The 20,803-nt window shown below is 68.0% G+C and carries 23 protein-coding genes, 1 tRNA gene and 1 pseudogene; 11 read left to right on the top strand and 14 right to left on the bottom strand.

Going from position 1 to position 20,803, the window contains the following annotated elements:
- Positions 1 to 27 precede the first annotated feature (27 nt).
- From Q9R33_RS04735 to Q9R33_RS04710, 6 genes are all read left to right on the top strand, one after another.
- A complete protein-coding gene (locus Q9R33_RS04735; protein WP_311293030.1) occupies positions 28 to 2,115 on the top strand; it encodes a primary-amine oxidase in 2,088 nt (695 codons plus the stop codon).
- Between the two features lie 3 nt (positions 2,116 to 2,118).
- Positions 2,119 to 2,646, top strand: coding sequence for a hypothetical protein (locus tag Q9R33_RS04730; RefSeq protein WP_311293029.1), 528 nt, complete (start codon positions 2,119 to 2,121; stop codon positions 2,644 to 2,646).
- A gap of 149 nt (positions 2,647 to 2,795) precedes the next feature.
- The gene (locus Q9R33_RS04725; protein ID WP_235560217.1) at positions 2,796 to 3,821 is read left to right on the top strand and encodes a MoxR family ATPase; all 1,026 of its coding nucleotides are present in this window, start codon (positions 2,796 to 2,798) and stop codon (positions 3,819 to 3,821) included.
- Between the two features lie 7 nt (positions 3,822 to 3,828).
- A complete protein-coding gene (locus tag Q9R33_RS04720) occupies positions 3,829 to 5,088 on the top strand; it encodes a DUF58 domain-containing protein (RefSeq protein WP_310245312.1) in 1,260 nt (419 codons plus the stop codon).
- The gene (locus tag Q9R33_RS04715) at positions 5,075 to 7,354 is read left to right on the top strand and encodes a DUF3488 and transglutaminase-like domain-containing protein (RefSeq protein ID WP_056369334.1); all 2,280 of its coding nucleotides are present in this window, start codon (positions 5,075 to 5,077) and stop codon (positions 7,352 to 7,354) included. Before Q9R33_RS04720 ends, Q9R33_RS04715 begins: the two co-directional genes overlap by 14 nt.
- A gap of 41 nt (positions 7,355 to 7,395) precedes the next feature.
- Positions 7,396 to 7,480, top strand: a tRNA-Ser gene (locus Q9R33_RS04710).
- A 463-nt stretch (positions 7,481 to 7,943) separates the two neighbouring features.
- On the opposite strand, the gene Q9R33_RS04705 is transcribed toward Q9R33_RS04710, so the two are convergent.
- Both Q9R33_RS04705 and Q9R33_RS04700 read right to left on the bottom strand, forming a co-directional pair.
- Positions 7,944 to 9,107, bottom strand: coding sequence for a tyrosine-type recombinase/integrase (locus Q9R33_RS04705; protein WP_311293028.1), 1,164 nt, complete (start codon positions 9,105 to 9,107; stop codon positions 7,944 to 7,946).
- A 71-nt stretch (positions 9,108 to 9,178) separates the two neighbouring features.
- Complete coding sequence (locus tag Q9R33_RS04700) at positions 9,179 to 9,760, bottom strand: hypothetical protein (protein WP_311293027.1); 582 nt, start codon at positions 9,758 to 9,760, stop codon at positions 9,179 to 9,181.
- A gap of 129 nt (positions 9,761 to 9,889) precedes the next feature.
- Between Q9R33_RS04700 and Q9R33_RS04695 the strand changes: the two genes are divergently transcribed.
- Entirely contained in the window at positions 9,890 to 10,069 is a 180-nt protein-coding gene (locus Q9R33_RS04695; RefSeq protein WP_311293026.1) for a helix-turn-helix domain-containing protein, read from the top strand.
- 19 nt (positions 10,070 to 10,088) lie between these two features.
- Entirely contained in the window at positions 10,089 to 10,805 is a 717-nt protein-coding gene (locus Q9R33_RS04690; RefSeq protein ID WP_311293025.1) for a hypothetical protein, read from the top strand.
- 92 nt (positions 10,806 to 10,897) lie between these two features.
- Here Q9R33_RS04690 and Q9R33_RS04685 read toward each other — a convergent pair whose 3' ends face one another.
- From Q9R33_RS04685 to Q9R33_RS04645, 9 genes and pseudogenes are all read right to left on the bottom strand, one after another.
- Positions 10,898 to 11,785: a GNAT family N-acetyltransferase gene (locus Q9R33_RS04685; protein ID WP_311293024.1), complete on the bottom strand. Its 888-nt coding sequence runs from the start codon at positions 11,783 to 11,785 to the stop codon at positions 10,898 to 10,900.
- A 311-nt stretch (positions 11,786 to 12,096) separates the two neighbouring features.
- Positions 12,097 to 12,459 (bottom strand): alkyl sulfatase C-terminal domain-containing protein, encoded by a 363-nt coding sequence (locus Q9R33_RS04680; protein WP_311293023.1) that lies wholly within the window; start codon positions 12,457 to 12,459, stop codon positions 12,097 to 12,099.
- Positions 12,460 to 12,580: 121 nt separating this feature from the next.
- On the bottom strand, positions 12,581 to 12,808 hold the full coding sequence (locus Q9R33_RS04675) for a DUF1653 domain-containing protein (RefSeq protein ID WP_311293022.1): 228 nt from the start codon (positions 12,806 to 12,808) through the stop codon (positions 12,581 to 12,583).
- Positions 12,809 to 13,001: 193 nt separating this feature from the next.
- Positions 13,002 to 13,523 carry a cyclophilin-like fold protein gene (locus Q9R33_RS04670; protein ID WP_311293021.1) on the bottom strand — a complete coding sequence of 174 codons (522 nt, stop codon included), beginning with the start codon at positions 13,521 to 13,523 and terminating at the stop codon, positions 13,002 to 13,004.
- 66 nt (positions 13,524 to 13,589) lie between these two features.
- The gene (locus Q9R33_RS04665) at positions 13,590 to 13,961 is read right to left on the bottom strand and encodes a DUF2255 family protein (protein ID WP_311293020.1); all 372 of its coding nucleotides are present in this window, start codon (positions 13,959 to 13,961) and stop codon (positions 13,590 to 13,592) included.
- A 63-nt stretch (positions 13,962 to 14,024) separates the two neighbouring features.
- Positions 14,025 to 14,771 carry an aldo/keto reductase gene (locus tag Q9R33_RS04660; RefSeq protein ID WP_311293019.1) on the bottom strand — a complete coding sequence of 249 codons (747 nt, stop codon included), beginning with the start codon at positions 14,769 to 14,771 and terminating at the stop codon, positions 14,025 to 14,027.
- A gap of 115 nt (positions 14,772 to 14,886) precedes the next feature.
- Positions 14,887 to 15,024 (bottom strand): annotated as a pseudogene (locus Q9R33_RS04655) (aldo/keto reductase); the annotation flags it as partial.
- 81 nt (positions 15,025 to 15,105) lie between these two features.
- On the bottom strand, positions 15,106 to 15,894 hold the full coding sequence (locus tag Q9R33_RS04650) for an SDR family NAD(P)-dependent oxidoreductase (RefSeq protein WP_311293018.1): 789 nt from the start codon (positions 15,892 to 15,894) through the stop codon (positions 15,106 to 15,108).
- Entirely contained in the window at positions 15,891 to 16,730 is an 840-nt protein-coding gene (locus Q9R33_RS04645) for an SDR family oxidoreductase (RefSeq protein WP_311293017.1), read from the bottom strand. Before Q9R33_RS04645 ends, Q9R33_RS04650 begins: the two co-directional genes overlap by 4 nt.
- 150 nt (positions 16,731 to 16,880) lie before the next feature.
- Here Q9R33_RS04645 and Q9R33_RS04640 point away from each other — a divergent pair, with 150 nt between their 5' ends.
- Together Q9R33_RS04640 and Q9R33_RS04635 are read left to right on the top strand one after the other, a co-directional pair.
- Entirely contained in the window at positions 16,881 to 17,759 is an 879-nt protein-coding gene (locus Q9R33_RS04640) for a helix-turn-helix transcriptional regulator (RefSeq protein WP_311293016.1), read from the top strand.
- A gap of 325 nt (positions 17,760 to 18,084) precedes the next feature.
- Positions 18,085 to 18,462: a nuclear transport factor 2 family protein gene (locus Q9R33_RS04635; protein ID WP_311293015.1), complete on the top strand. Its 378-nt coding sequence runs from the start codon at positions 18,085 to 18,087 to the stop codon at positions 18,460 to 18,462.
- A 74-nt stretch (positions 18,463 to 18,536) separates the two neighbouring features.
- Here Q9R33_RS04635 and Q9R33_RS04630 read toward each other — a convergent pair whose 3' ends face one another.
- The 3 genes from Q9R33_RS04630 to Q9R33_RS04620 form a co-directional block, all read right to left on the bottom strand.
- On the bottom strand, positions 18,537 to 19,223 hold the full coding sequence (locus tag Q9R33_RS04630; protein ID WP_311293014.1) for a hypothetical protein: 687 nt from the start codon (positions 19,221 to 19,223) through the stop codon (positions 18,537 to 18,539).
- The gene (locus Q9R33_RS04625) at positions 19,220 to 19,594 is read right to left on the bottom strand and encodes a PadR family transcriptional regulator (protein ID WP_311293013.1); all 375 of its coding nucleotides are present in this window, start codon (positions 19,592 to 19,594) and stop codon (positions 19,220 to 19,222) included. The genes Q9R33_RS04630 and Q9R33_RS04625 overlap by 4 nt, the downstream gene beginning before the upstream one ends.
- Before the next feature lie 84 nt (positions 19,595 to 19,678).
- Entirely contained in the window at positions 19,679 to 20,041 is a 363-nt protein-coding gene (locus Q9R33_RS04620; protein ID WP_311293012.1) for a hypothetical protein, read from the bottom strand.
- Between the two features lie 422 nt (positions 20,042 to 20,463).
- Here Q9R33_RS04620 and Q9R33_RS04615 point away from each other — a divergent pair, with 422 nt between their 5' ends.
- Positions 20,464 to 20,802, top strand: a complete 339-nt coding sequence (locus tag Q9R33_RS04615) for a hypothetical protein (protein WP_311293011.1) — start codon at positions 20,464 to 20,466, stop codon at positions 20,800 to 20,802.
- The last annotated feature ends 1 nt before the right edge of the window (position 20,803 follow it).

Below are 20,803 nucleotides of genomic sequence, written 5' to 3'. Positions count from 1 at the left end.
CGCGTCACCCCGCAACAAAGGAGAACCATGACCATCACCGACATCGCCACCGCCTCGGGGTTCACCGCGGCGCCGGCACCGCAGCATCCGCTCGCCTCTCTCACGCCCGCTGAGATCGAGGCCGTCCGCGCCATCGTCCTCGGGCTCGAGTCCACCACCGACGCCACCCGGTTCGCCTACGTGGGGCTGGAGGAGGCACCGAAGCCGGAGGTGCTCGCGTGGGAGGCCGGCACCGGCGCTCTGCCGGAGCGCCGGGCGCGCGTGCAGCTGCTCGACATGCGCTCGGCGCTGTCGCTGGATCTGGTCGTCTCGCTCGCGACCGGCGCCGTGCTCTCGAGCGTCACGCTGGACGGGACGGCCGGGCAGCTGCCCATCCTGGATGCCGAGTTCGAAGAGGTCGGCGTGATCGCGAACGAGAGCGCGGAGTGGGTCGCCGCCCTGGCGGCGCGGGGACTGACATCCGAGGACGTGGTGCTCGTCCCCCTGTCCGCCGGCCACTACGGCTACGAGGACGAGGCGGGCCGGCGCATCCTGCGCACGTTCGCATTCCAGCAGTTCCACGCCGCCGACCACCCGTGGGCGCACCCCGTGGACGGGCTGACGGCCTACATCGACGTCGCCGCACGGGCGGTGATCAAGATCGTCGACAACCCCGGCTACGACATCCCGCAGACCAGCGGCAACTACGACGATCCGGAGCTCCAGGGCGCACCGCTCGAGGGCCTCAAGCCGATCGTGATCACCCAGCCGGAAGGGTCGAGCTTCACCGTCGACGACGAGCACGTGACATGGGGTGAGTGGGATTTCCGGATCGGCTTCGACACCCGCGAGGGGCTGATCCTCCGGCAGCTGTCGTTCGCCGGCCGGCCGGTCATGTACCGCGGCTCGATCAGCGAGATGGTCGTGCCGTACGCCGACCCGCAGCCGAACCGGTTCTGGCAGAACTACTTCGACACCGGCGAGTACCTCTTCGGCCGCTACACCAACGAGCTCGAGCTCGGCTGCGACTGCGTCGGCGACATCACCTACGTCGACGCGATCCTCGCGGACGAGCTCGGGATGCCGCGCACCGTGCGCAACGGCGTGTGTATGCACGAAGAGGACTTCGGGTCGCTGTGGAAGCACACCGACCTGTTCACCGGGGCGTCCGAGGTGCGTCGGTCGCGTCGCCTCGTGATCTCGTTCTTCACGACCGTGGGCAATTACGACTATGGGTTCTTCTGGTACCTGTACCTCGACGGCACGATCGAGTGCGAGGCGAAGCTCACCGGCATCCTGTTCACGTCCGCCTACCCGCGTCCGAACGAGGACGGATCGCCGTACGGGTTCGCGTCCGAGGTCGCACCGGGCCTCGGGGCGCCCTACCACCAGCACCTGTTCTCGGCACGACTCGACATGACCGTCGACGGCGTCGCGAACGTCGTGAACGAGATCGACGCGGTGCGGGTGCCGATCTCGGCCGAGAACCCGGCGGGCAACGCGTTCACGAAGAGCGTCGTGCCGATCTCGTCCGAGAAGGTCTCGGGCCGCCTCGCGGACGGTGCGCGCAACCGCGTGTGGCAGATCGCGTCGACCGAGAAGACGACGTCGATGGGACAGCCCACCTCATACGTGCTGTTCCCGACCGAGTCGCCCGTGCTGCTCGCCGACGATGCGTCGTCGATCGCCTCGCGCGCCGCCTTCGCCACGAAGAACCTGTTCGTGACGAAGTACGACCCGGCTGAGCGGTACGCGGCCGGCGACTTCGTGAACCAGCACCCCGGCGGCGGCGGGATCCCCGCGTTCATCGAGGGCGACGAGCCGCTGATCGGCGAAGACGTGGTGCTGTGGCACACGTTCGGGCTCACGCACTTCCCGCGCAACGAGGACTGGCCCGTCATGCCCATGGACTACGCGAAGTTCACGCTGAAGCCGTACAACTTCTTCGAGCGCAACCCCACGCTCAACGTGCCCGCGCCCGAGTCGGCGCACTGCTCGGCCGGCACCGGCCACGTCCACGGCGCGACCGGCGGCTACGGGCCGACGCCCGGTGCGCACGGGCATGACTCGAGCGCTCACGGGCACGACTCGGGCGCGCACGGTCACGCGCACGGCGAGCATCACCACCACGGTTGATCCGTGACCGAATTGCTCCACGCCTGGGCCATCGCCCCGGCCGCGATCGGCGCCTGCTGTCTGGCGGCCGACCGCGGCCGGGCGCGGTGGTCCGACGCCGTCGCGTCGGCGATCATGCTGATCGCCATGCTCGACGCGGCGACCACCCGCCTCGTCGCACCCGTCTACTGGGCCGCGCTGCTTCTCGTGTCTGCGATGGCGCTCGCTGCCTGGCAACGCCCGCGCCGGAACGACGGCCGCGCCGCGTCAGCCCAGGGAACGATGACCGTCCACACCGGACTCGGGCTGGTGGCGATGGCCGCGCTGCAGCTCGGCATGGCCCACCCGTCGGTCGGCGCGATCGCCGCGACAGCGCACGGCCACGGCGGAGGCGGCGGAACGCTCCTGGCCGTTCTCCTGATGGGCGGTGCGGTCGCGTACGCCGCCCTGTCGGCGCTCCTCGTCTTCCGCGCCCATCGGGCCCTGGATCGGGCACAGCTGATCTGCATGGGCGCGTCGGTGCTGCTCATGGCGGTGGGCGCGTCGGTGTAGCCGAGTACACCAGGGGGGACGCCGTCCAGGGTTCTCCCAGCGCGATCGATACCGATCCGATAACGGCGCGATTAGGATCGGTCCCGTGGGCGAGGGAGCCCGCGCCCCACCCGCGACCCGCTCGTTCGAGGGCGGAACAGGAGCCGGCGATGGTCGATACCGCGATGACGGATGCTGCATCGAAAGGTTCGGGTGCGCTCGGGGCCACGACGGCCGAGGGGTTCGCCCGCGTCACCGACGCGATCCTCGATGCGGTCGGCAGCGTCATCGACGGCAAGCCGGACGCGGTGCGCACCGCCTTGGTGTGCTTCCTCGCCGAGGGACACCTCCTCATCGAGGACGTGCCCGGCGTCGGCAAGACCATGCTCGCGCGGGCACTCGCGACCAGCGTGGATGCCACGGTCCGCCGCATCCAGTTCACGCCCGATCTGCTGCCTGGTGACGTCACCGGCGTGAGCGTGTTCAACCCGGTCGAGCGCGAGTTCGAGTTCAAGCCGGGCGCGATCTTCGCGAACATCGTCATCGCCGACGAGATCAACCGCTCCTCCCCCAAGACGCAGTCCGCGCTCCTGGAGGCCATGGAGGAGCGCCAGGTCACCGTCGACGGCCGCACCCACTTCGTGCCCGAGCCGTTCCTCGTCGTCGCGACGCAGAACCCGCTCGAGATGGAGGGCACCTACGCCCTCCCCGAGGCGCAGCGCGACCGTTTCATGATCCGCATCTCGATGGGCTACCCCGACGCGCGGTCGGAGGCCCTCATGCTGCGTCAGCGCGACACGGTCAACCCGCTCGACGAGCTCACGCCGGTCGTCTCGGCCGCGGAGGTCGCGAGCCTCGTCGCGTGGGCGCGGGCGGTGCATGTCGCACCCGCGATCGAGGACTACGCCGTGGCCCTCGCGCAGGCGACCCGCACGCACAGCGATCTGCGCCTGGGCGCCAGCCCCCGCGCGACGCTGCAGCTGGTGCGCGCGGCCAAGGTGTGGGCCGCACTCGACGGTCGCGCCTTCGTCATCCCCGACGACATCACGGCGCTCCTCGCCCCGGTGTTCGCGCACCGGCTCATCCCGACCCGGGCCGCCGGCGGCGCCCGGGGGTCGAGCGCCGCAGATGCGATCGCGACGATCCTCGAGCGCATCGCCGCGAGCGTGCGGGTGCCGATCGCCGCACGTCAGTGACAGAGCGATGAGAAGCGTGTGGCCGCTGACCGTCCGGGGCACCGGAGCGCTGGTCCTCGCGATCGCGTGCTTCATCGTGGCGAACGAGGCGAGCATCGTCGAGCTGATGTACTTCGGCATCCTGCTGCTCGCGGTCGTCGTCGCGAGCATCGCCTCGCTGTACGTCGGGCGCCGCTCCGACGCGGTCACCCGGGCACTCGCCCCGGATGTCGTCTCGGTCGGAGGCGACGCGCGCGTATCGGTGCGCGTCGAGGTGCGCACGGCGCTGCCCACGGCGCCCGGAACCTGGCGCGATGCCCTGCCCAAGGGGCTGCGCGGCAAATCGGAGGGTGCCTTCCCCGCACTCGGCTCGGGGCTGCGCGGCGGCGAGCGCGGCGGTGCCCGCAGCATCGACCTGGTGTACATCGTCACCGGCGTGCGGCGCGGAGTCCACTCGCTCGGACCGCTCACGGTGCGATCGTCGGATCCGTTCGGGCTCGCACGACGCACGGTCGTGTTCAGCCAGCGCACGCCGGTCACGGTGGCGCCGCCGGTCGTCGAGCTGCCGCCGCTCGTGGATTACGCCGGCGCCACCGGCGGGATGCTGCACACGACGACCGACCAGCTCGGCCAGGGCGCCGACAACCTCGTCGCGCGGCCCTACGCCCCGGGCGACTCCATGCGGCGCATCCACTGGCGGGCGACCGCCCACCGCGATGCGCTCATGGTGCGCCAGGAGGAGCAGGAGTCCACACCCGAGGCCACGGTCGTGATCGACCGCGCCGCGCTGCGCTGGTCTCCCGAGGCTCTGCGCGCGCCCGGCGCCGACCCCGGCTTCGAAGCCGGCATCTCGGCGTGCGTCTCCGCGGTCGCGCGCCTCGTGCACGACGGCTACGCCGTCGAGGTCCTCGACACGGAGGGAACGGTGCTGGCCGACCGGATCGACGGCGGCGACATGACCGAAGTCGACGCGATGCTGGTCCACTTCGCGACCATCACCGCCCATCGCGACGACGACCTCCCGCGCCTGTCGCGGCTGTTCGCGGGGGCGTCGACGGGTCCGATCGTGCTCATCGTGGGACGGCTCGACCCGGCCGACGCAGTGGCCATCGGGCCGGTCTCGCACCACAGCACGCTCCCCCTGCTGCTGTCCGCGTCGCCGATCGGCGACGCGCTCGACATCGCCGCGGATCACGGCTGGCACGTGGCGGCGATCGGTCCCGACCGCGACCTGGGTCACGCGTGGGCGAACGCGATCGGACGGGGGGTGCACCATGTCTTCGGCTGAGACGGGGCGCCAGGTACGTGCGCACGGCGGGGAACGACTGCTGACTTTCGCGATCCTCGCGGCACTGCTCGCGGCGCTGCTGCCGGTCGTCCGGGTCATCGAGCCCGGGTGGTGGCTCGTCGCGGCCCTCGTGCTGTCGGCCCTGGTGCTCGCCGCCGGCTACACCGCCCGCCTCTACCGTCTCCCCGCGGTCGCGGTGACCCTCATCGAGGTCGCGGTGTGGGTCGTGTTCATGACGTTGATCTTCCTGCGTGACACCGCCCTGCTGTGGGTGATCCCGACGCTCGACACCTTCCGCGTCGCGCCGATGCTGGTGCGGGCCGCGATGGAGGAGATCGCAGTCGGCGCGGCGCCGCTCGAGCCGACGCTGTCGCTCGCCTTCGTCGTGGTCGGGTCGATGGGACTCCTCACGATCATCGTCGATCACGTCGTGGTGACCGCACGGATGCCGCTGCTGGCGTCCGTCGGCGTCGTCGCGGTGTCGCTCATCCCGGCGATCGCCGCGCCGAGCAAGGTCGACGTCATCGGATTCGTCTTCCTCGCGGTCACGGTCCTGTTCCTCCTGCGCTCCGAGACGCGCTCGCGCGAGAAGCCGGTCGAGCGCGAGGCGGAGCGCACCGCAGGCGTCCCCGCGACGGCACTCGGCATCGGCGCGATCGCGATCGTCGTCGCCGTCGTCGCGACGCCGGTGCTGCCGCAGCCCGGAGCGCGGGCCGGTTCGGGTCTCGGCCCTGGACCGGGGATCGACGCGACACTGCAGCTCGGCGACGACCTGCGCCGTCCCCAGGAGGTGGAGGTCATCCGGGTTCGCACGAACGCGCCGTCCGTGCCCTATCTGCGTGCGACGACGCTCTCTCGATTCGACGGCGGGCTTTGGGAGCCCGATCGCTCGCAGACCGTGTCGCTCCAGAGCGAGCGCGCGTTCGGTGTCGTGGACTCCGGCGACGACATCCGCATCGGCGAGTACACGGCGAAGATCGACATCGTGAACCTCGACTCCCCATGGGCGCCGGTGCCATATCCGGCCGTGGGTATCAGCGGTCTCGGCGGCGGCACGTGGGGCGCGGTGCCCTACAACCACACGGTGGCCACGACCGGCGGCTCGACACAGGGCCAGTCGTACGAGGTGGCGTACGACGTCCCCCGGCCGTCGCTGGAGCAGGTCCGGGCGGCGGTGTCAGTGGGCTCGCAGGTGCGCGACGAGACGACGCAGCTGCCCGACGACGTCCCGCCGATCATCGGTGAACTGGCGGTGCAGATGACGGCCGATGCCACCACCGACTACGACCGACTGACAGCGCTGCAGCGATGGTTCCGCGGCACCGACTTCCGCTACTCGCTCGAGTCGCCCGTCGAGGACGGGTTCGATGGCAGCGGCGCAGAGGCGGTGGCGCGGTTCCTGGAGGTTCGCGAGGGCTACTGCATCCACTTCGCATCGGCGTTCGCGCTCATGGCACGCACGCTCCACATGCCGTCGCGCATCGTGGTCGGCTACCTGCCGGGCACTCCGACCACGGACACCATCGACGATCAGCCGGTCTTCTCGGTGTCGAGCTCGCAGCTTCACGCCTGGCCGGAAGTGTACTTCGAGGGCATCGGCTGGATCCCGTTCGAGCCCACCTCCGGACTCGGGGTTCCCACGACCTTCTCGTCGGAGCTCACGATTCCGGGCCAGCCCGCCGACCCCAATGCCACGACTTCTGAGACGAACCCGACCCCGACGGCGCGGGGCGACCAGGCGCAGATCGACCTCGAGGAGCAGCGGCAGAACGCCTCCGACGGCACGTCGGAGGACGCCCTCGACCCGCTGCCGATCCTCGGTGTGGTCGCGGCCATGATCGTGCTCCTCGCACTCCCCTTCCTCATCCGGGAGCTGCGCCGCCGACAGCAGGATGCCGCCGCCCGGGGCGGTGATGCGGCGGCCGCGTGGCAGTCGGTCCAGGAGGCGGCGATCGACGTCGGCATCCCCGTGCCCGCCAGTGAGACGCCGCGCGCGTTCGCCGGCAGGCTCGTCGCCGAGCACGGGGTCGCCGCATCCGAGATGAACACGGTCCTGCTCGCGATCGAACGCGCCAGCTACTCGCGCGCCGGCACCCGCTCGTACTGGATGGGCGACGCGGCGGCCGATGCCGCAGCATCCGTCCGCACATCGCTACTCGCATCCGTGCCGCCTTCGCGCCGCATTCTCGCGCTGCTGGCGCCGCGTTCGCTCGTCATCAGGCCCGGCAGCGTGTACGCCGGGACGGCCCCGGTTCGGGCACGGTAGCGGAGCAGGGTAGGATGGTCGGCGGCCCTCCGGGGCCTCCTGGAGGATTCGCCTAGTGGCCTATGGCGCACGCTTGGAAAGCGTGTTGGGTGCAAGCCCTCGGGGGTTCGAATCCCCCATCCTCCGCACCTGTTGTCCCAGTGTTTTCAAGGGATCGCGACTCGCTCGAGATCTCGTGGCACAGTTCGTGGCACAGTTATCGTTCACTTTCGGTCTCCGAGAGGCCCGGAATTCCGCGGATCTCGACCACCCTGATGCGCCGGTTGCGACATGACTGCCTCATGTCACAACCGGCGCTAGCGGTTTTCGGACATGCGACCGATCGTGGCGCCCCGTTCGACACGCCCGAGAAGCACGAACTTCCACGTGTCCGGTCAGCACGGAGCGAGACGACAATCCCTGCCGTGGCGCCCTCCGACCGCGAGAGCGTAGCGGACCGGGGCAGTTGCGTGTCCGCCGTTCGCTCTTTGCAGACTCCGCTCTCCGCTGCGCTCCGGGCTCCGCTTATCAACCGCTCACAACGGGCACTCCACCGCCCCCGCCCGCTGGGTCAGCCGGTTGTCGGAGCGGCGCCAGGGGCTGAGCCTGTTCAGATTGGCTGTTCGACCGCCACGGGTGCGAGGAGAGCGCCGACGAGGTCGGCGGCGCCGCGCTGCAGCGTCTTCACGGCGTGAGAGTAGGTGTTGAGCGTGGTCTGGATGTCGGCGTGGCCCAGCCGCTCCGAGACGATCTTGGGATGCACGCCTGCGCGCAGCAGCAGTGTCGCGTGGGTGTGCCGCAGCTCGTGCAGGTGCAGCGCATCGAGATCCGGGTGCGCCTCGACCGCTTTGGCGACGCGCTCCCGCCACTGGCGCGAGAACTGGGTCGGATTGTGCGGCTCCCCATAACGGTTGCAGAAGATCAGGTGCTCGCCTCGCGCATGCTCCGGGGAGACGGCGCGGAGCATCTCATGCTTCGCCCGGAACGCGTCCGCGAGGCGGGCGTCGATGTCGACGTTGCGGACACGACCGCTCTTGGTGGCCCGGAAGTCGATCACTGGCCTGCTGCCGGCTTCCTTCACGTAAGACATGGCGCGGGCGATCGTGATCACGTTGTTGTCGAGATCGAGGTCCTTCCATCGGAGGCCGAGGATCTCTCCCCGCCGCATCCCCGTGCCGAGAAGCGTCAGCCAGGCCAGCCACAGGTAGTCCCCCGCCGACTCGGACCAGTCGAGGAAGAGCCGTGCATCCTCTGCCGACCACGTCGTCATCTCCGGTGGCGCGGCTTCGAGCTTCGTCGGCGGTGACGCACGCTTCGCGGGGTTGAAGCGGATCAACCCATCCTCAAGCGCGTGCTGCAGCACCTGCGAGATCAGCACATGGACGTGCCTGACAGTCGCGGCGCCCAGAGGCTCCCCGACGTGACCGCGATCCTTCCGGCCGGTCTGCTCGAGCTGCCGATAGAAGCGGTTGAGCTGGTCCTTGGTGATGTCGGCGATGGGCGCCCGCCCGACCGACGACGGAAGCACATGGACACGGAAATGCTTGCGGTAGCCGGCGAGGGTCGTCGGACGCACGCGCAGCGAATCGAAGTACTTGTCGGCATACGCATTGAAGGTCTCGCGCGTCTCATCGACGTGGACGCCGCGGCGGATGTCGACCTGCACCTCGACGAGTGCGTTGAGCGCGTCTCGCTCGGTAGCGAATCCGCGCCGGAATCTGCGGACAGAGTCGCCCTCGGGACGCTCGATCCAGTAGGCGACTCGGTATCGCATCTCCCCCGACTGCGTCGTGTATGACGAGACTGTGCCGTCCTGATTGGATCGCCGCGGCATCGGTCTTCCTTTCAGCCGATCGTCGGACCGCCGGGAGTCGGCGCGTTGATCACCGGGCCAGTCGCCGACGGGTCAGGGAGATCCACTCCCGGCGCGAGACCCGCAAGACGGGCTCGGTTCATCAGACGAGTCGCGGTGCTCTGACTGACCCCGAGGCAGTCGGAGACGGCCCTCAACGGAGGCAGATTGATGGCGGCCGCGAGTCGGTACGTCGTCGACGCGTCCACGACGCTCGCCGTGAGGTCGCGCCCCTCGCGTGTGCGCATGCGCCGAATGTAGTCCCCGCCCGAGCAGATCGCATGGTCGGGCTCTTCGACTGTGGAAACTCTCAAGCCACTGATCTGAAGGGCAGTCTGCACGCGAACCTCCCGCAAGGTGAGGCTCGTCACCTCGTCGCCCTCCCCGCTCCGACTCACACTGACCTCCGTCGCCACGACCCGATTGAGGCGTCGGTCGTACGCGGCGCGGACGCGGATCTCGCCGGGGACGTCGGGCTCACTCTTCAAGACCACCGTCCAGCTCGCAGGGACGCTGACGCCGTTGCCGACGGCAACGCGCTCCTCGCTGACATCCACGTTCTCGAGGTCCACCATGCCCGCCAGTATCGCAGGCAGATAATCGCTGAACAAGGTACGACATGACGCATTCATGTCGTAACTGGCTCAGGGAAGTGCTACGGTGTGCGCGTGTGATGACATTGGTGGCTCACGAAGGAGATGCAGATGAACCGCACACCGAACTCACTCGCTCTCACCTACAAGGACGCGGCCGAGTTGGTCGGCGTCGAGTACCGCACCATAAAGCTCGGCGTCGAGCGGGGCACGATCCCCACGGTGCAGCTCGGACCCCGACGGATGATCCCGCGCGCGGCGCTGCTACGAGTGTTCGGCGTCGAGCCTTGAGCCGCCGCCACTGATCGTCATGGTCGACGCACGCCTCCCCGCCGAGTGGCTGGGGAGCATCCGCATCGACAACCTCAGCGACCGTGCCTTCCGGGTGCTCGCCGGCGCCCTGATGTGGTGCAACGGCCAGGGGACGGACGGGGCGGTTCCGGCCCGGTACACGAAGTACCTCCACCCCGACGGCGACGACCGGGCAGCATTCGATGAGCTCGAGCGTGCCGGCCTCTGGGAGCACGTCGATGACGGCTACCGCCTCGTCGGCTGGACGACTGCTCTCCGGCAGTCGACCGCAGAGGAAGTCGAGCGCTACCGCGAGGGCGCCCGACGGCGGCAGAAGGAGTATCGCGACCGGCAGCGCGCCATGCCGGCTGTCACTCCCCCGCCGCGCGCGATCGGCGCATTGCCTGCTGAGGATGTGACGCATAACGGAGCGCGTGACGTGACGTCGAACGTAGGCTCAGGCTCCTTAACCGAACCTGGGAAGAAGACGAGAGCCTACGCGACGCGTGACACGACGGCACACGTCACGCGTCACGCGGACTCGCCATTCTGCGCGAAACACCCAGAGGGCACCTTGGAGCCCTGCGGTGCGTGCGCTCGCGCCAGGACGGCGCTGGAGGCCCGTGAGAACCGACTGTCGATCGGCGGCTGGGACTGCATGGTCGACGGTCACAAGCTCGTCACCGACGGCACGTGTGCAGTGTGCGCGTTCCGCCCAGATCGCTCTGTCGCGTAGTACCCCTCAGGCCGTCATGCAGGGTTGTCCTCTGCAACGGTCGACCGGACGTAGAGGGGTCGCTCAGCGCCCGCAAGCAGCCCGGCGGTGCATCACGCGTCGCGGCGCCAGTCGGTGACTTCGGGGTCGGCGACGAACCCGGCCGCGAGGTAGGTCGCGACCGCGCCCACGTTAGAGCTTTCTGCGCAAACCGTGGCGCTCGACGAACCCATCTCGCGCAGTGTCGCCGCGGCAGCCCTCGACATGACTGCGCCGTACCCAAGCCCGCGGTGCTCTTGACTAACTCCCAACGGCTCGATCAGTCCCGGACGCGCGGCACCGCTGGACCACACCGCGGAGACCGCGACCGGGCGGTCCTGTTCGTCGCGCAGCAGAAGGATACGCCCGGGACTAAAGAATGGAGCGTCCGCAGCCGCACACCATCCGTCGACGAAGCTGCGAAGCCGCTTGTGGGGCATGGGTGTCCCGCGAAAAGCCGACCAATGAACCGACACCCATTCCGCGGTGCGCTCCGGCTCGACAGTCTCAATGCGCAGATTGGAGACCTCGACAGGCTCTGCAAGACTCCGACGAAGTGGTGTCCACGGCTCGTCGGGCTCCCACCCGCGCTTCATGAGTTCTTCCCCGAGAGCGGCGGCGCCGCGCGCCTCGATCGTCGCGCTTCCGGGCTCGAAGACACCGGCTGTCGCATCACCGACGTCCGCCGAGATTCGAGAAGCGAGAGAGGCGTCCTGGCACCGCGCCGGGTCTATCGCGAACCGCAGCAGGTCGGGGCCATCGAGCAGTGCGATCGCGACAATGGTGTCCGCGTCGGACCACACGCGCATCGCGGCGGCGGTGGCGGCGGCGCCTCGCAGTGAGTACCATCCGAGATCGCCCGGATGCAGATGCAGTGGTCCATCATCGTCCTGCCACCCGCCCAGGACGCGGCCGATGTGTTCGAGCTCTCGGCGGTCCGGCGTTCTCGCGTTCGCGTACATGAGCCCTCCTTTTCCAGCCGCACAAGCGATGCATCGTTTCGTGACCACCGCGGCCACCGCGAACACGAGGCTTCGCACAATCGTCGAAAGCACCCAGATTAACCCCGGGCGGCTGATCCAAGGGCGATCGGCATCGTTTGCGGAACTGACTACCCCAAGCCCGCAGGCGGGTCCTCGCAAGGGCACTGAACGGGTGTGGGACCACCCACGTGCAATTGCACATCTTGTGGTGGTCGAGCGGCGCCCGTTGCGGACGGCACTCGAGCCTGGACAGTCTGAAACGTCGTTCGTCTTTGGTGCCTTAGTCGGCGTCAGCGGTCGGCGAGGTGGAGGCGTTCCTCACTGCGCGGGTCGAAGGCGTCGAAGAACGCGTTCGCCTCGTCGAGGGTTCCTGTCTCGATCGTGAGCGCTCCGGACTCGGTGCCGCCGGCGAGGGTCTGTCGCGCGTCGATCAGCACGATTCCTGCGATGAGCTGCTTGGGAGCGTGGATCACGGCGGTGGCTTCAGCTGGGATGGAGTCGGTGACCTCGAGGATGCCTCGCCGGATGATCAGGCCCACGGTCTCGTCGGTGTCGGTCACTTTCACGCCGAGGGCGATGTTCGTATCGCGAGTCTTCTGCGGGTCGATCCGGAACCGCAGGCTCTCCAGCAGGACAGACCCGAGGTCCAGCATCACGGGTACGTAGGCCGGTCCTCGTGCGAGCGTTAGTTTCCGGTACCAACGGTCGCTCGTGCGCCGGTGCTCTCGTGATGGGCCATTGCGCCGACGCGGGGGCGTGGCATCCCGACCGTCGTCAGGCGATGCGGACGAACCTCGGGCCCTCGTAACCGTCGCGGCTGACGGGCTCGAGGAACATGTCGACCGGGCGCGCCCAAAAGCTGTAGTCGTCGTAGAGCTTGCGGTAGAAGACGAGGTCCTCCTCCGTCTCACTGTGTCGCCCCGTGCCGATCACTTCGTAGCGGGCGCCCTTGAAGTGCTGGTAGATGCCGGGCTCGACGGCGGTGGGTGTGGGTGACATCATTCCGCGATCGTACGGGTCTCACGATCGCGGTATCGAGGGACCGGCCTTCTCCAGCGCGAATGAGCGTCCGCAAACGGGCGGTGCCCGTACAAGGCCCGTCCCGGGCGGATTGGGACGAGCACGATCGCGATCGGGACGAGCACGGTCGCGATCCTTGACCGGGCACCCATGCCCGGGTGCCCGGTGAGGATGCCTACTCGGCGAGGGCGATCGTCCATTCGACGTCGTCGGGGAGGTCGCGGAACACGGTGAGGTCTGAGGTGATCTCGCCCATGTAGGTGAGGGTGGGGACGGAGCTGGTTTCTTCGTAGATGATCGTGATGCTGTCGCGTGGGTTGTAGTAGACCAGGTCGCCGGGCTGCACGTCCGTGTAGAACGGGCCGTCCTCGGTCAGCGGTGCCGACAGTTCGGTTATGTATTCGATGCCTGAGTTGCGGAACCACGGCAGGGTGATGGGCAGCATCGCGATGAAGTCCCGCGACACCTGGGTGTCGTTGAGCGTCGCGGTGATGACGGTGTCACCAGACGTGAGGGTGATCGCCGTGTCGCCGGTGGCGGGGGCAGCGTCGGCCGTGGGGGTGGGCTCGACGGTCGCAGACGGGCTGGTGGCTGTCGACGGGGCGGTGCTCGGACTTGCCGCGGTCTCGGCTGCGCACCCGGCGAGAGTCAGGGCGAGCACGGATCCGACGATCAGAGTGGTGAGAGGCTTCTTCATGTGTGGCTTCTTCCGTATGGGGGTGGCCGTCGACGCGGAGCGTGGACGGGATGAGACGCCGCTGGCTCAGCGGGGAGAGATCAGGACGGCTGCCGACTTGGGGCCATCGCCCTGCATGATCGGCACGGCGGAGCTGCCGGGGTACTTGGCTTCGTAGGCTGCGTCGATCGCCGCTTCGTCGTCGGTGCCGGCAGGCGCGAAGGTGACGTCGTAGAACGTGCCGGAGACCCGCACGCGGCCCGCTTTCTGGGTGATCGCGGCCTGGTACCAGCGGGACGCGGGGCCGTTGGCGGCGCGAACGTAGACTTTCCCGTCTACGACCAGCGCCCAGGTCTGGGTGGGGGTGCCGTAGGTGGTGCCGTCCTCGCGGAACGGGGAGACAAACAGATCCTGATTGGCTTCGATTTTGGCGAGCTGCTCGCCGGTCCATGCGGTCATGGCGACCTTTCTTCTAAGAGGGTCCGGGGTGCGGCTTCGGGTGCCGCACCCCGAGTGGGTGGGTTACTGGCCGAGCTCGACGATGACCTGCTCGCTTGAGTCGACGTAGCGGCCGCGCTGCTTCTCCCCGAACGGCCCGTACGGGTAGTCGTTCGGTGTCGGAGCGCTGACGTCGTCCAGCTGCGCGGTCGCGTCCGCGTCGAGGATCAGGTCGCCGGCGGGCAGGTTCTGCTCGAGCTGCGTGATGGTCTTCGCGCCGATGATCGGGGCGATCACGCCGGGGCGGTTGCCGACCCAGCTGTACGCGACCTGGCTTGGGGTGACGTCCAGCTGCGCGGCGATGTCGCGGACCACGTCGAGGGTGGCCCAGTTCTGGTCCTTGCCGGCGTAGTCGGCGTAGATGTGGTCATTCCGCGCGGTACCGGACCCGGCCCGGGTGTCGGATGCGGGCTTCTGTCCCTTGTGGAATTTGCCGCTGAGGAATCCGGCGGCGAGCGGCGACCACGGCAGCGGGCCGATGTTGTTGTGCAGCGCGGCCGGGATGATCTCGTACTCGATCTCGCGGGAAAGCGGGCTGTACTGCGGCTGCAGTGTCACCGGCACCTGCAGACCGAGCGCCTTCGCGGTGGACGAGGCGAGCTGCATCTGCCAGCCGGTGAAGTTCGACAGGCCGATGTGGTGAGTCTTTCCGGCGTGCACCGCATCGTCGAGGAACGTCAGGGTCTCCTCGATCGGGGTCAGCGGATCCCACCCGTGCAGCTGGTACAGGTCGACGTTGTCGTGGCCGAGACGCCGGAGTGATGCGTTCAATGCCCGGTCGAGGTTCCGGCGAGACGAGCCGACCTCGTTGACGTCCGGGCCGGTGCCGAAGCGGGCTTTTGGTGGCCAGGAAGACCCGGTCGGTGACATCGGCGGGGCGGGTGGCGAACCATCGGCCGAGGAGTTCTTCGGAGGCGCCGACGCCGTAGACGTTGGCGGTGTCGACGAGGTTGCCGTTGGCTTCGATGAACCGGTCGAGGATCGAGAACGCTTCGGCTTCGTCGGTCTCGGTGCCGAATCCCATGGTGCCGAGGGCGAGGTTGGAGACGCTGATCCCGGTACCCGGGAGGGTGCGGTACTTCAGTGTGGTGCTCCGTTCTGGGGGTTATGCCTGGGCGGTGGGCATGGCCCACAGCTCGGCGATTGACGAACGCCGCGGTCGGGTGACCATGAACGCGATGCTCTCGGCGATGTCTTCTGGTTCGAGCAGCTGGGGGATGTTCTCGGCCTCGGATGCCAGGAGTTCCTGTTCGACCTCGGAGCTGTTGTGCGATTTCAGCTCGGTCGCGACCGCTCCGGGTTCGAGCACGCCAACGCGGACGTGCTTCTGTGTGACCTCTTGCCGGAGTGCTTCGGTGAAGCCGTTCACCCCGAACTTGGTCATGTTGTACGCCGCGAATTTTGGCCATGCCTGTCGGCCGGCGATCGACGAGATGTTGACGACGTCGGCCACGCCGCGCAGCGGGTCTTCCGCTGCCGCGAGAAGGTGCGGGAGGGCGGCTTTGGTCATGTACAGCAGGCCCCGCTGGTTGATCGCGATCATCCGCTCCCAATCGTCGACGTCCTGATCGAGCACGGTGCCCAACAGCATCAGCCCGGCGTTGTTCACGAGGATGTCGAGGCGACCGAACCTGTCGACGACGGTGTTGACCGCGTGCTCGGCCTGAGTGCGATCGGTCACATCGGCTTCGACGGCGAGAGCCGTGCCGTCGGAGGTGGTGATGGCGTCCACGAGGGCGTCGAGCCGGTCCTTGCGTCGAGCCACCACGGCGACGGTGGCGCCGTGTTCGGCGAGCAACCGGGCGGTGGCATTCCCGATGCCGCTGCTCGCGCCGGTGACGATCGCGACGGTGCCGGCCAGTTTGGAGTCGATCATCGTGTCCGTCCGGGTCACTCGTCGAAGGCGAGGGAGGCGGACAGGTCGCGGTGCGCGTCGATCTGGCCCTGGATGGTGGCGAGGTTCTTCTCGACGTTCTCCATGACGTCGGCGCCGGCGAGGAACCGCAGCGGCAGCTCACCGGAGTCGGACAGGGTCACGAGCGCCTCGGCGAGCTTCTTGGGGTCGCCGCCCTGCAGGCCGTTCATGCCCTTCCACGCCTCGATGGTCTGCGCGGTGAGTTCGGCGTAGTCCTCGATGTCCAGTTCGGGCCAGATCGTTGAGGAGCCCTCGACGAGCAGCTCGGTGCGGAAGAACCCGGGCTCGACCGCCATGGTCTTGATCCCGAAGCGTTCGACGTCGTAGCGCAGAGACTCCATCCAGCCTTCGAGGGCGAACTTCGACGCGGCGTACGCGGCGACGAACTCCTGACCCATCAGACCGGCGGCCGAGGTGATCGTGATGACCTGGCCGGAGCGCTGCTTGCGCATCACGGGGAGGATCGCGCGGGTGACGTTCAAGGGACCGAAGAAGTTCGTCTCCATCTGCGCGCGCACCTGGGCGGGGCTGGTGTTCTCGAAGTAGCCGGCGTAGAAGTTGCCTGCGTTGTTGACCAGCACGTCGATGCGCCCGAACCGCTCGACCGCTGCGGCGGCCGCGTTGTCGGCGGCGGTGGGGTCGGTGATGTCGAGCGCGACGGTGAGGAGGTTCTCGTGGGCGCCGATCGCGGTCTCGACCTTGGCGGCGTCGCGGCCGGTGGCGACGACGAAGTGTCCGGCGGCAAGGGCGGACTGGGCGATGTCGACGCCGAGGCCGCGGCCTGCTCCGGTGACGAACCAAACGTTGCTGGCCATGATGTTGCCTTTCTCGAAATTGGTGGCCGACCCCGGCTGGGTGGGCTGATGTTTCGAGTCAACTCGGTCCGCCAAGTTTTAGCGTGGCCCCATCTATGGGTGCCCTAGCAGGGCCCCTCACCGCGACGGTGATCGGCGTACCGTCGAGACATGGACACCCATGACGACATCGGCGAGTTCCTCACCTCGAGGCGGGCGAAACTCACCCCCACCCAGGCCGGACTACCCGACTTCGGTGGCCGTCGCCGTGTCCCCGGACTTCGCCGCGAAGAGGTCGCCCTGCTGGCAGGGATGAGCGCCGAGTACTACAAGCGCCTCGAGCGCGGCAACGCCTCGGGAGTCTCCGAAGCGGTCATCGACGGCATCAGCCGGGCCCTGCAACTCACCGACGCCGAGCACGCGCACCTCTACGACCTGATCCGCACCGCCAACGCCGGCGCCCACCCGCAGCGACGCCGAGCCACCACCCGGAAGACACAGCTCACGGCGGGCATGCAGCAGACCATCGACGCGATGTCGACCGTGCCCGTGTTCATCCAGAACGGCCGCCTCGACGCCGTCGCGACCAACAGGCTCGGGCGTGCGTTGTTCTCCGAGATGTTCGACGACGCGAAGCCCCCGGTGAACGCGGCCCGGTTCGTGTTCCTCAACCCGAAGGCCCAGGACTTCTACCAAGACTGGGAAGCCAACACCCGTCAGATCGTCGCCATCCTCCGCGCCGAAGCCGGCCGCTCACCATACGACCGACAGCTCAGCGACCTCGTCGGCGAACTCTCCACCCGCAGCGACCTGTTCCGCAAACTCTGGGGCGCCCACGACGTCAAAGAACACCGCACCGGCACGAAGAGCATCCACCACCCCCTCGTCGGCGACCTCGACCTCACCTTCCAAAGCATGGACCTCACCTCCGACCGCGGCCTGCAGATGCTGGTGTTCTCCGCCGAACCCGGATCCGCATCTCACGACCGACTGCAGCTGCTCGCCAATTGGGCAGAGCCCAGCGTTCGTCAGGCAACAGCCGCGCACTGACTACACACCTCGACTGAAACCGCCTCGCTCGACGGCGGCCAATGCAAGCGCGAAACACGGTCCGCCAGCGCGCAGAAGCACGTGCGGGGCAGGTTCCGAACATGACCTGGACGTTGTGGCTCGTGGGCGATGTTCCCCGCTGCGAGAGCGCGCTGAGTTCGCCGATGCCGTGTTGCGACGGTTCCGGTGGGCGCCCTCGACAGTCCGATCGCCCAGGAGGATATTTAGACTCGCGAACCCATCTGCACCAGGCAGCCGCACGGAAGAAGGAATCGAAATGTCACGTGACACAACAACGATGTCCGTGGGGGCCACACAGCAGACTATGGACTCCTACCTGTCGGCGCTTATGAGTGGTGGCGATTTCGCCCAGCATTTCACTGAGGATGTCCTCTGGACGACCATTGAGTCGGGTGAGCAGATTGTCGGTCGGGAGGCGGTCCGGAACTTCATCGGCTCGATGCACACGACGTTGTTCGACGCCCACCCGGTGCTCAAGGACCTCGTGGTCGGGGAGGGGCTCGTCGCGGGGGAGTTCGATTTCGCGGGAACGAACACCGGTGACTATGAGGGGGTGGCGGCTACGGGGCAAGAGCTCCGGATCCCTTACGTCGTCTTCTACGACGTGACAGAAAGCGGAATCAGCGCGCTGCGAGCGTACCTGCCCATCACGAAGATCATGGCCGTCTTCCGGGCCACATAGGCCGCCGTCGAACCCAACCAGCAGCGTGCGATTGCCGGTCGGCCACCGTTCGCGTTACCCGGGTCGGTGTGCAGCTATTTCGTTCCGGACGTAAGGGCAATGTGCGGCGTGGGCCGGGGATCCTGCTCGACCCACCAGATGCCGACTGCGTTGAAGTACTCGGGCAGGCAGGCCTCTGCTTCAACTTCGAGTTGTACGCGTGCATCGTCGCTGGCTGCGGTGATCTCGTAGTCGAACGTGAGCTCGTTGTCGCCGATGGCGTAGATCTCACTGGGTTGCGCTCCGGCCGCCGTGACGCAGTCTCTCCAGTCGAGCAGGGCTTGCTCATACTCCGCGGTTGTCACGACGCCGTCGCTCAGAATCTCGCGCTCGTAGTCGGATGCGTCTCGCAGTAGTACGTCGAGAGTCCGTCCCGTGTCGCCGAGGCGGCCCTCCTGCGCCCGCACAGCTGCCCATCCGCCGACGGCGAGCGTCATCACCGCAGCTGCGCCGACGACCGCGGTCGCGCGAGTCCATGTGCGGCGGGCTGCGGTGGCGGATGTCTGTCCCTCCGTGCGTGACGCGGCTGGTCGCCGCAGCAAACGGTGGCGAATCCCGTCGAGTCGCAGTGCCCAGGCCTCACTGGGGGTGGGTCCGGTGCGGCCGCGCGCGTCGTCAAGGTCGAGCAGCGTGGCTAGCACCACCGGGCCGTGGGAGTCTCGCCACCATCGGGGATACCAGCGCAGCAGCCGCTGGTAGATGCTCTCGTTCGGCGACGTCATCGTTGAGCCGCGACAGAGGTGTGTGTGCTGGGGGTGGTCCTGGCAAGCGCCTCGCGGGCGGCGCGCGCCCTGCCTTCCAGGTTGGAGGCTTCTTCAGCAAGTGCGTGTCGTCCCGGTGCGGTGCTGCGGTAGTAACGCCGCGCACGGCCGTCGACGACCTCTTCGCGATCCACCTCGATCAGCCCCCCGCGTTCTAGCCGATCGAGTGCGGCATAGAGCGTGGGAACCTTGAGCGAAACGGACCGGTCGCCCGAAGCGCTGAGCAGTTCCACGTCGCGAAGGATCCCGTACCCGTGCTTGCTTGTTTCGGCGAGAGACACGAGGATCCAGAACGACGCCTCGTTGGCGACTTCGCGAGCAACTGAACTCATGCGGCGAGCATATTCTGACCAGTAGAGCATGCGCAAGGATTGGCCACCTGTGGAGTCAGCTCCACGCTGTTCGTTCGTGGGTCCCTAGCCGCGCACTCTGAGAGTGTTAGTCCGCCGGGTTCGGCGCGCCATGATCGCTGCGATGCAGACGATGAGCGTCCCGCCGAGGATTAGCGCCGACGGGAGCGGTGAGGGACCAACCGAGTCGCGTGCGCCTGTGTCCGTTGCGACGAAGGTGCATTCGAGTCCGAGCGGAACCAGAGACCAAGACCCTTCGGCGGCCACGGACTCGGGGTGGTGACCCGCGCCCAGATCGGGCTTGTACATCGAGTCGACCAGGCACGCATATTCCGCGCCGTTCCTCGTCGCTGAAACGGCCAGCCCGCTCATCGCAGCGACGCCGGCGACGATCAGGGCGATCCCGAGAACGACGGTCGCGACCGCCACCGGATAGTTTCTGGAGCGCCGCGCCACCGGCCCATCATCACACCGATCCATGCCGCGAGCTACTGGGCTCAAACGACCGCAAGGCGGTCGCTGATCGCGGCGCCAAGGATTGCGGCAGCGCGATCGGAGCCGTGGCAACTGCAGGTACGGATAGACGGGGCGATGAGGTGCGCGATGAGGGCTTCGTTTGCGAACGCCAGGTCTAGATCCCCGGACGCCGCCCGCCCCCGACGAAGCCCGCGATGACGAAGATCGCGCGAGCGAGCGACGAGCAGCGAGGACGACGAGGACGAGGACGAGGACGAGGACGAGGACGAGGACGAGGAGGCGCGCGACCAAGAAAATCGGAATGCACGCAGGCACTTATCAGTGACACGCCCGGATACCTTGAGAACACTGGGCACGCGTGACAACCTGGTTACATGGTCCGCGGACGCCGAATTTCCAAGCGTGAAGCTGCGCAGGAGCGCGAAGCTGAGGCCCACGAACAAGCCGAGCGCGCCCGTCGCGACGCGGACGCACGATCAGCGGCAGAGCGCTGGCTGGCGCGCAAATGGGGCGACACCCGTGCAGGTCTCGATCGTCTGAGCACACTCAGCCGCGACCTGGAGAAGCTTCACCGCGAAGAGGCGAAGCTCCTGCACGAACGCGACGAGCTCGTGTCATGGCTCCGGGGTCGAGGGCAGACCTGGGTTGCGTTGAGCTCGCGGACGAAGCTCAGCCGGCAGGCCCTGATGAAGAGGGGCGTGATCCCTCAGTGAG

The organism is Microbacterium sp. PRC9, assembly GCF_031844125.1.
Classification (GTDB): domain Bacteria; phylum Actinomycetota; class Actinomycetes; order Actinomycetales; family Microbacteriaceae; genus Microbacterium.
This window is presented reverse-complemented; position numbering and strand designations above follow the sequence as displayed.

What these genes read in the sequence shown, in the direction of transcription:
- Q9R33_RS04735 (WP_311293030.1), top strand. Translation starts at nt 28, where the DNA reads ATGACCATCACCGACATCGCCACCGCCTCGGGGTTCACCGCGGCGCCG.
- Q9R33_RS04725 (WP_235560217.1), top strand. Translation starts at nt 2,796, where the DNA reads ATGGTCGATACCGCGATGACGGATGCTGCATCGAAAGGTTCGGGTGCG.
- Q9R33_RS04720 (WP_310245312.1), top strand. Translation starts at nt 3,829, where the DNA reads ATGAGAAGCGTGTGGCCGCTGACCGTCCGGGGCACCGGAGCGCTGGTC.
- Q9R33_RS04715 (WP_056369334.1), top strand. Translation starts at nt 5,075, where the DNA reads ATGTCTTCGGCTGAGACGGGGCGCCAGGTACGTGCGCACGGCGGGGAA.
- Q9R33_RS04705 (WP_311293028.1), bottom strand. Translation starts at nt 9,107, where the DNA reads ATGCGATACCGAGTCGCCTACTGGATCGAGCGTCCCGAGGGCGACTCT.
- Q9R33_RS04700 (WP_311293027.1), bottom strand. Translation starts at nt 9,760, where the DNA reads ATGGTGGACCTCGAGAACGTGGATGTCAGCGAGGAGCGCGTTGCCGTC.
- Q9R33_RS04695 (WP_311293026.1), top strand. Translation starts at nt 9,890, where the DNA reads ATGAACCGCACACCGAACTCACTCGCTCTCACCTACAAGGACGCGGCC.
- Q9R33_RS04690 (WP_311293025.1), top strand. Translation starts at nt 10,089, where the DNA reads ATGGTCGACGCACGCCTCCCCGCCGAGTGGCTGGGGAGCATCCGCATC.
- Q9R33_RS04685 (WP_311293024.1), bottom strand. Translation starts at nt 11,785, where the DNA reads ATGTACGCGAACGCGAGAACGCCGGACCGCCGAGAGCTCGAACACATC.
- Q9R33_RS04680 (WP_311293023.1), bottom strand. Translation starts at nt 12,459, where the DNA reads ATGCTGGACCTCGGGTCTGTCCTGCTGGAGAGCCTGCGGTTCCGGATC.
- Q9R33_RS04675 (WP_311293022.1), bottom strand. Translation starts at nt 12,808, where the DNA reads ATGATGTCACCCACACCCACCGCCGTCGAGCCCGGCATCTACCAGCAC.
- Q9R33_RS04670 (WP_311293021.1), bottom strand. Translation starts at nt 13,523, where the DNA reads ATGAAGAAGCCTCTCACCACTCTGATCGTCGGATCCGTGCTCGCCCTG.
- Q9R33_RS04665 (WP_311293020.1), bottom strand. Translation starts at nt 13,961, where the DNA reads ATGACCGCATGGACCGGCGAGCAGCTCGCCAAAATCGAAGCCAATCAG.
- Q9R33_RS04645 (WP_311293017.1), bottom strand. Translation starts at nt 16,730, where the DNA reads ATGGCCAGCAACGTTTGGTTCGTCACCGGAGCAGGCCGCGGCCTCGGC.
- Q9R33_RS04640 (WP_311293016.1), top strand. Translation starts at nt 16,881, where the DNA reads ATGGACACCCATGACGACATCGGCGAGTTCCTCACCTCGAGGCGGGCG.
- Q9R33_RS04635 (WP_311293015.1), top strand. Translation starts at nt 18,085, where the DNA reads ATGGACTCCTACCTGTCGGCGCTTATGAGTGGTGGCGATTTCGCCCAG.
- Q9R33_RS04630 (WP_311293014.1), bottom strand. Translation starts at nt 19,223, where the DNA reads ATGACGTCGCCGAACGAGAGCATCTACCAGCGGCTGCTGCGCTGGTAT.
- Q9R33_RS04625 (WP_311293013.1), bottom strand. Translation starts at nt 19,594, where the DNA reads ATGAGTTCAGTTGCTCGCGAAGTCGCCAACGAGGCGTCGTTCTGGATC.
- Q9R33_RS04615 (WP_311293011.1), top strand. Translation starts at nt 20,464, where the DNA reads ATGGTCCGCGGACGCCGAATTTCCAAGCGTGAAGCTGCGCAGGAGCGC.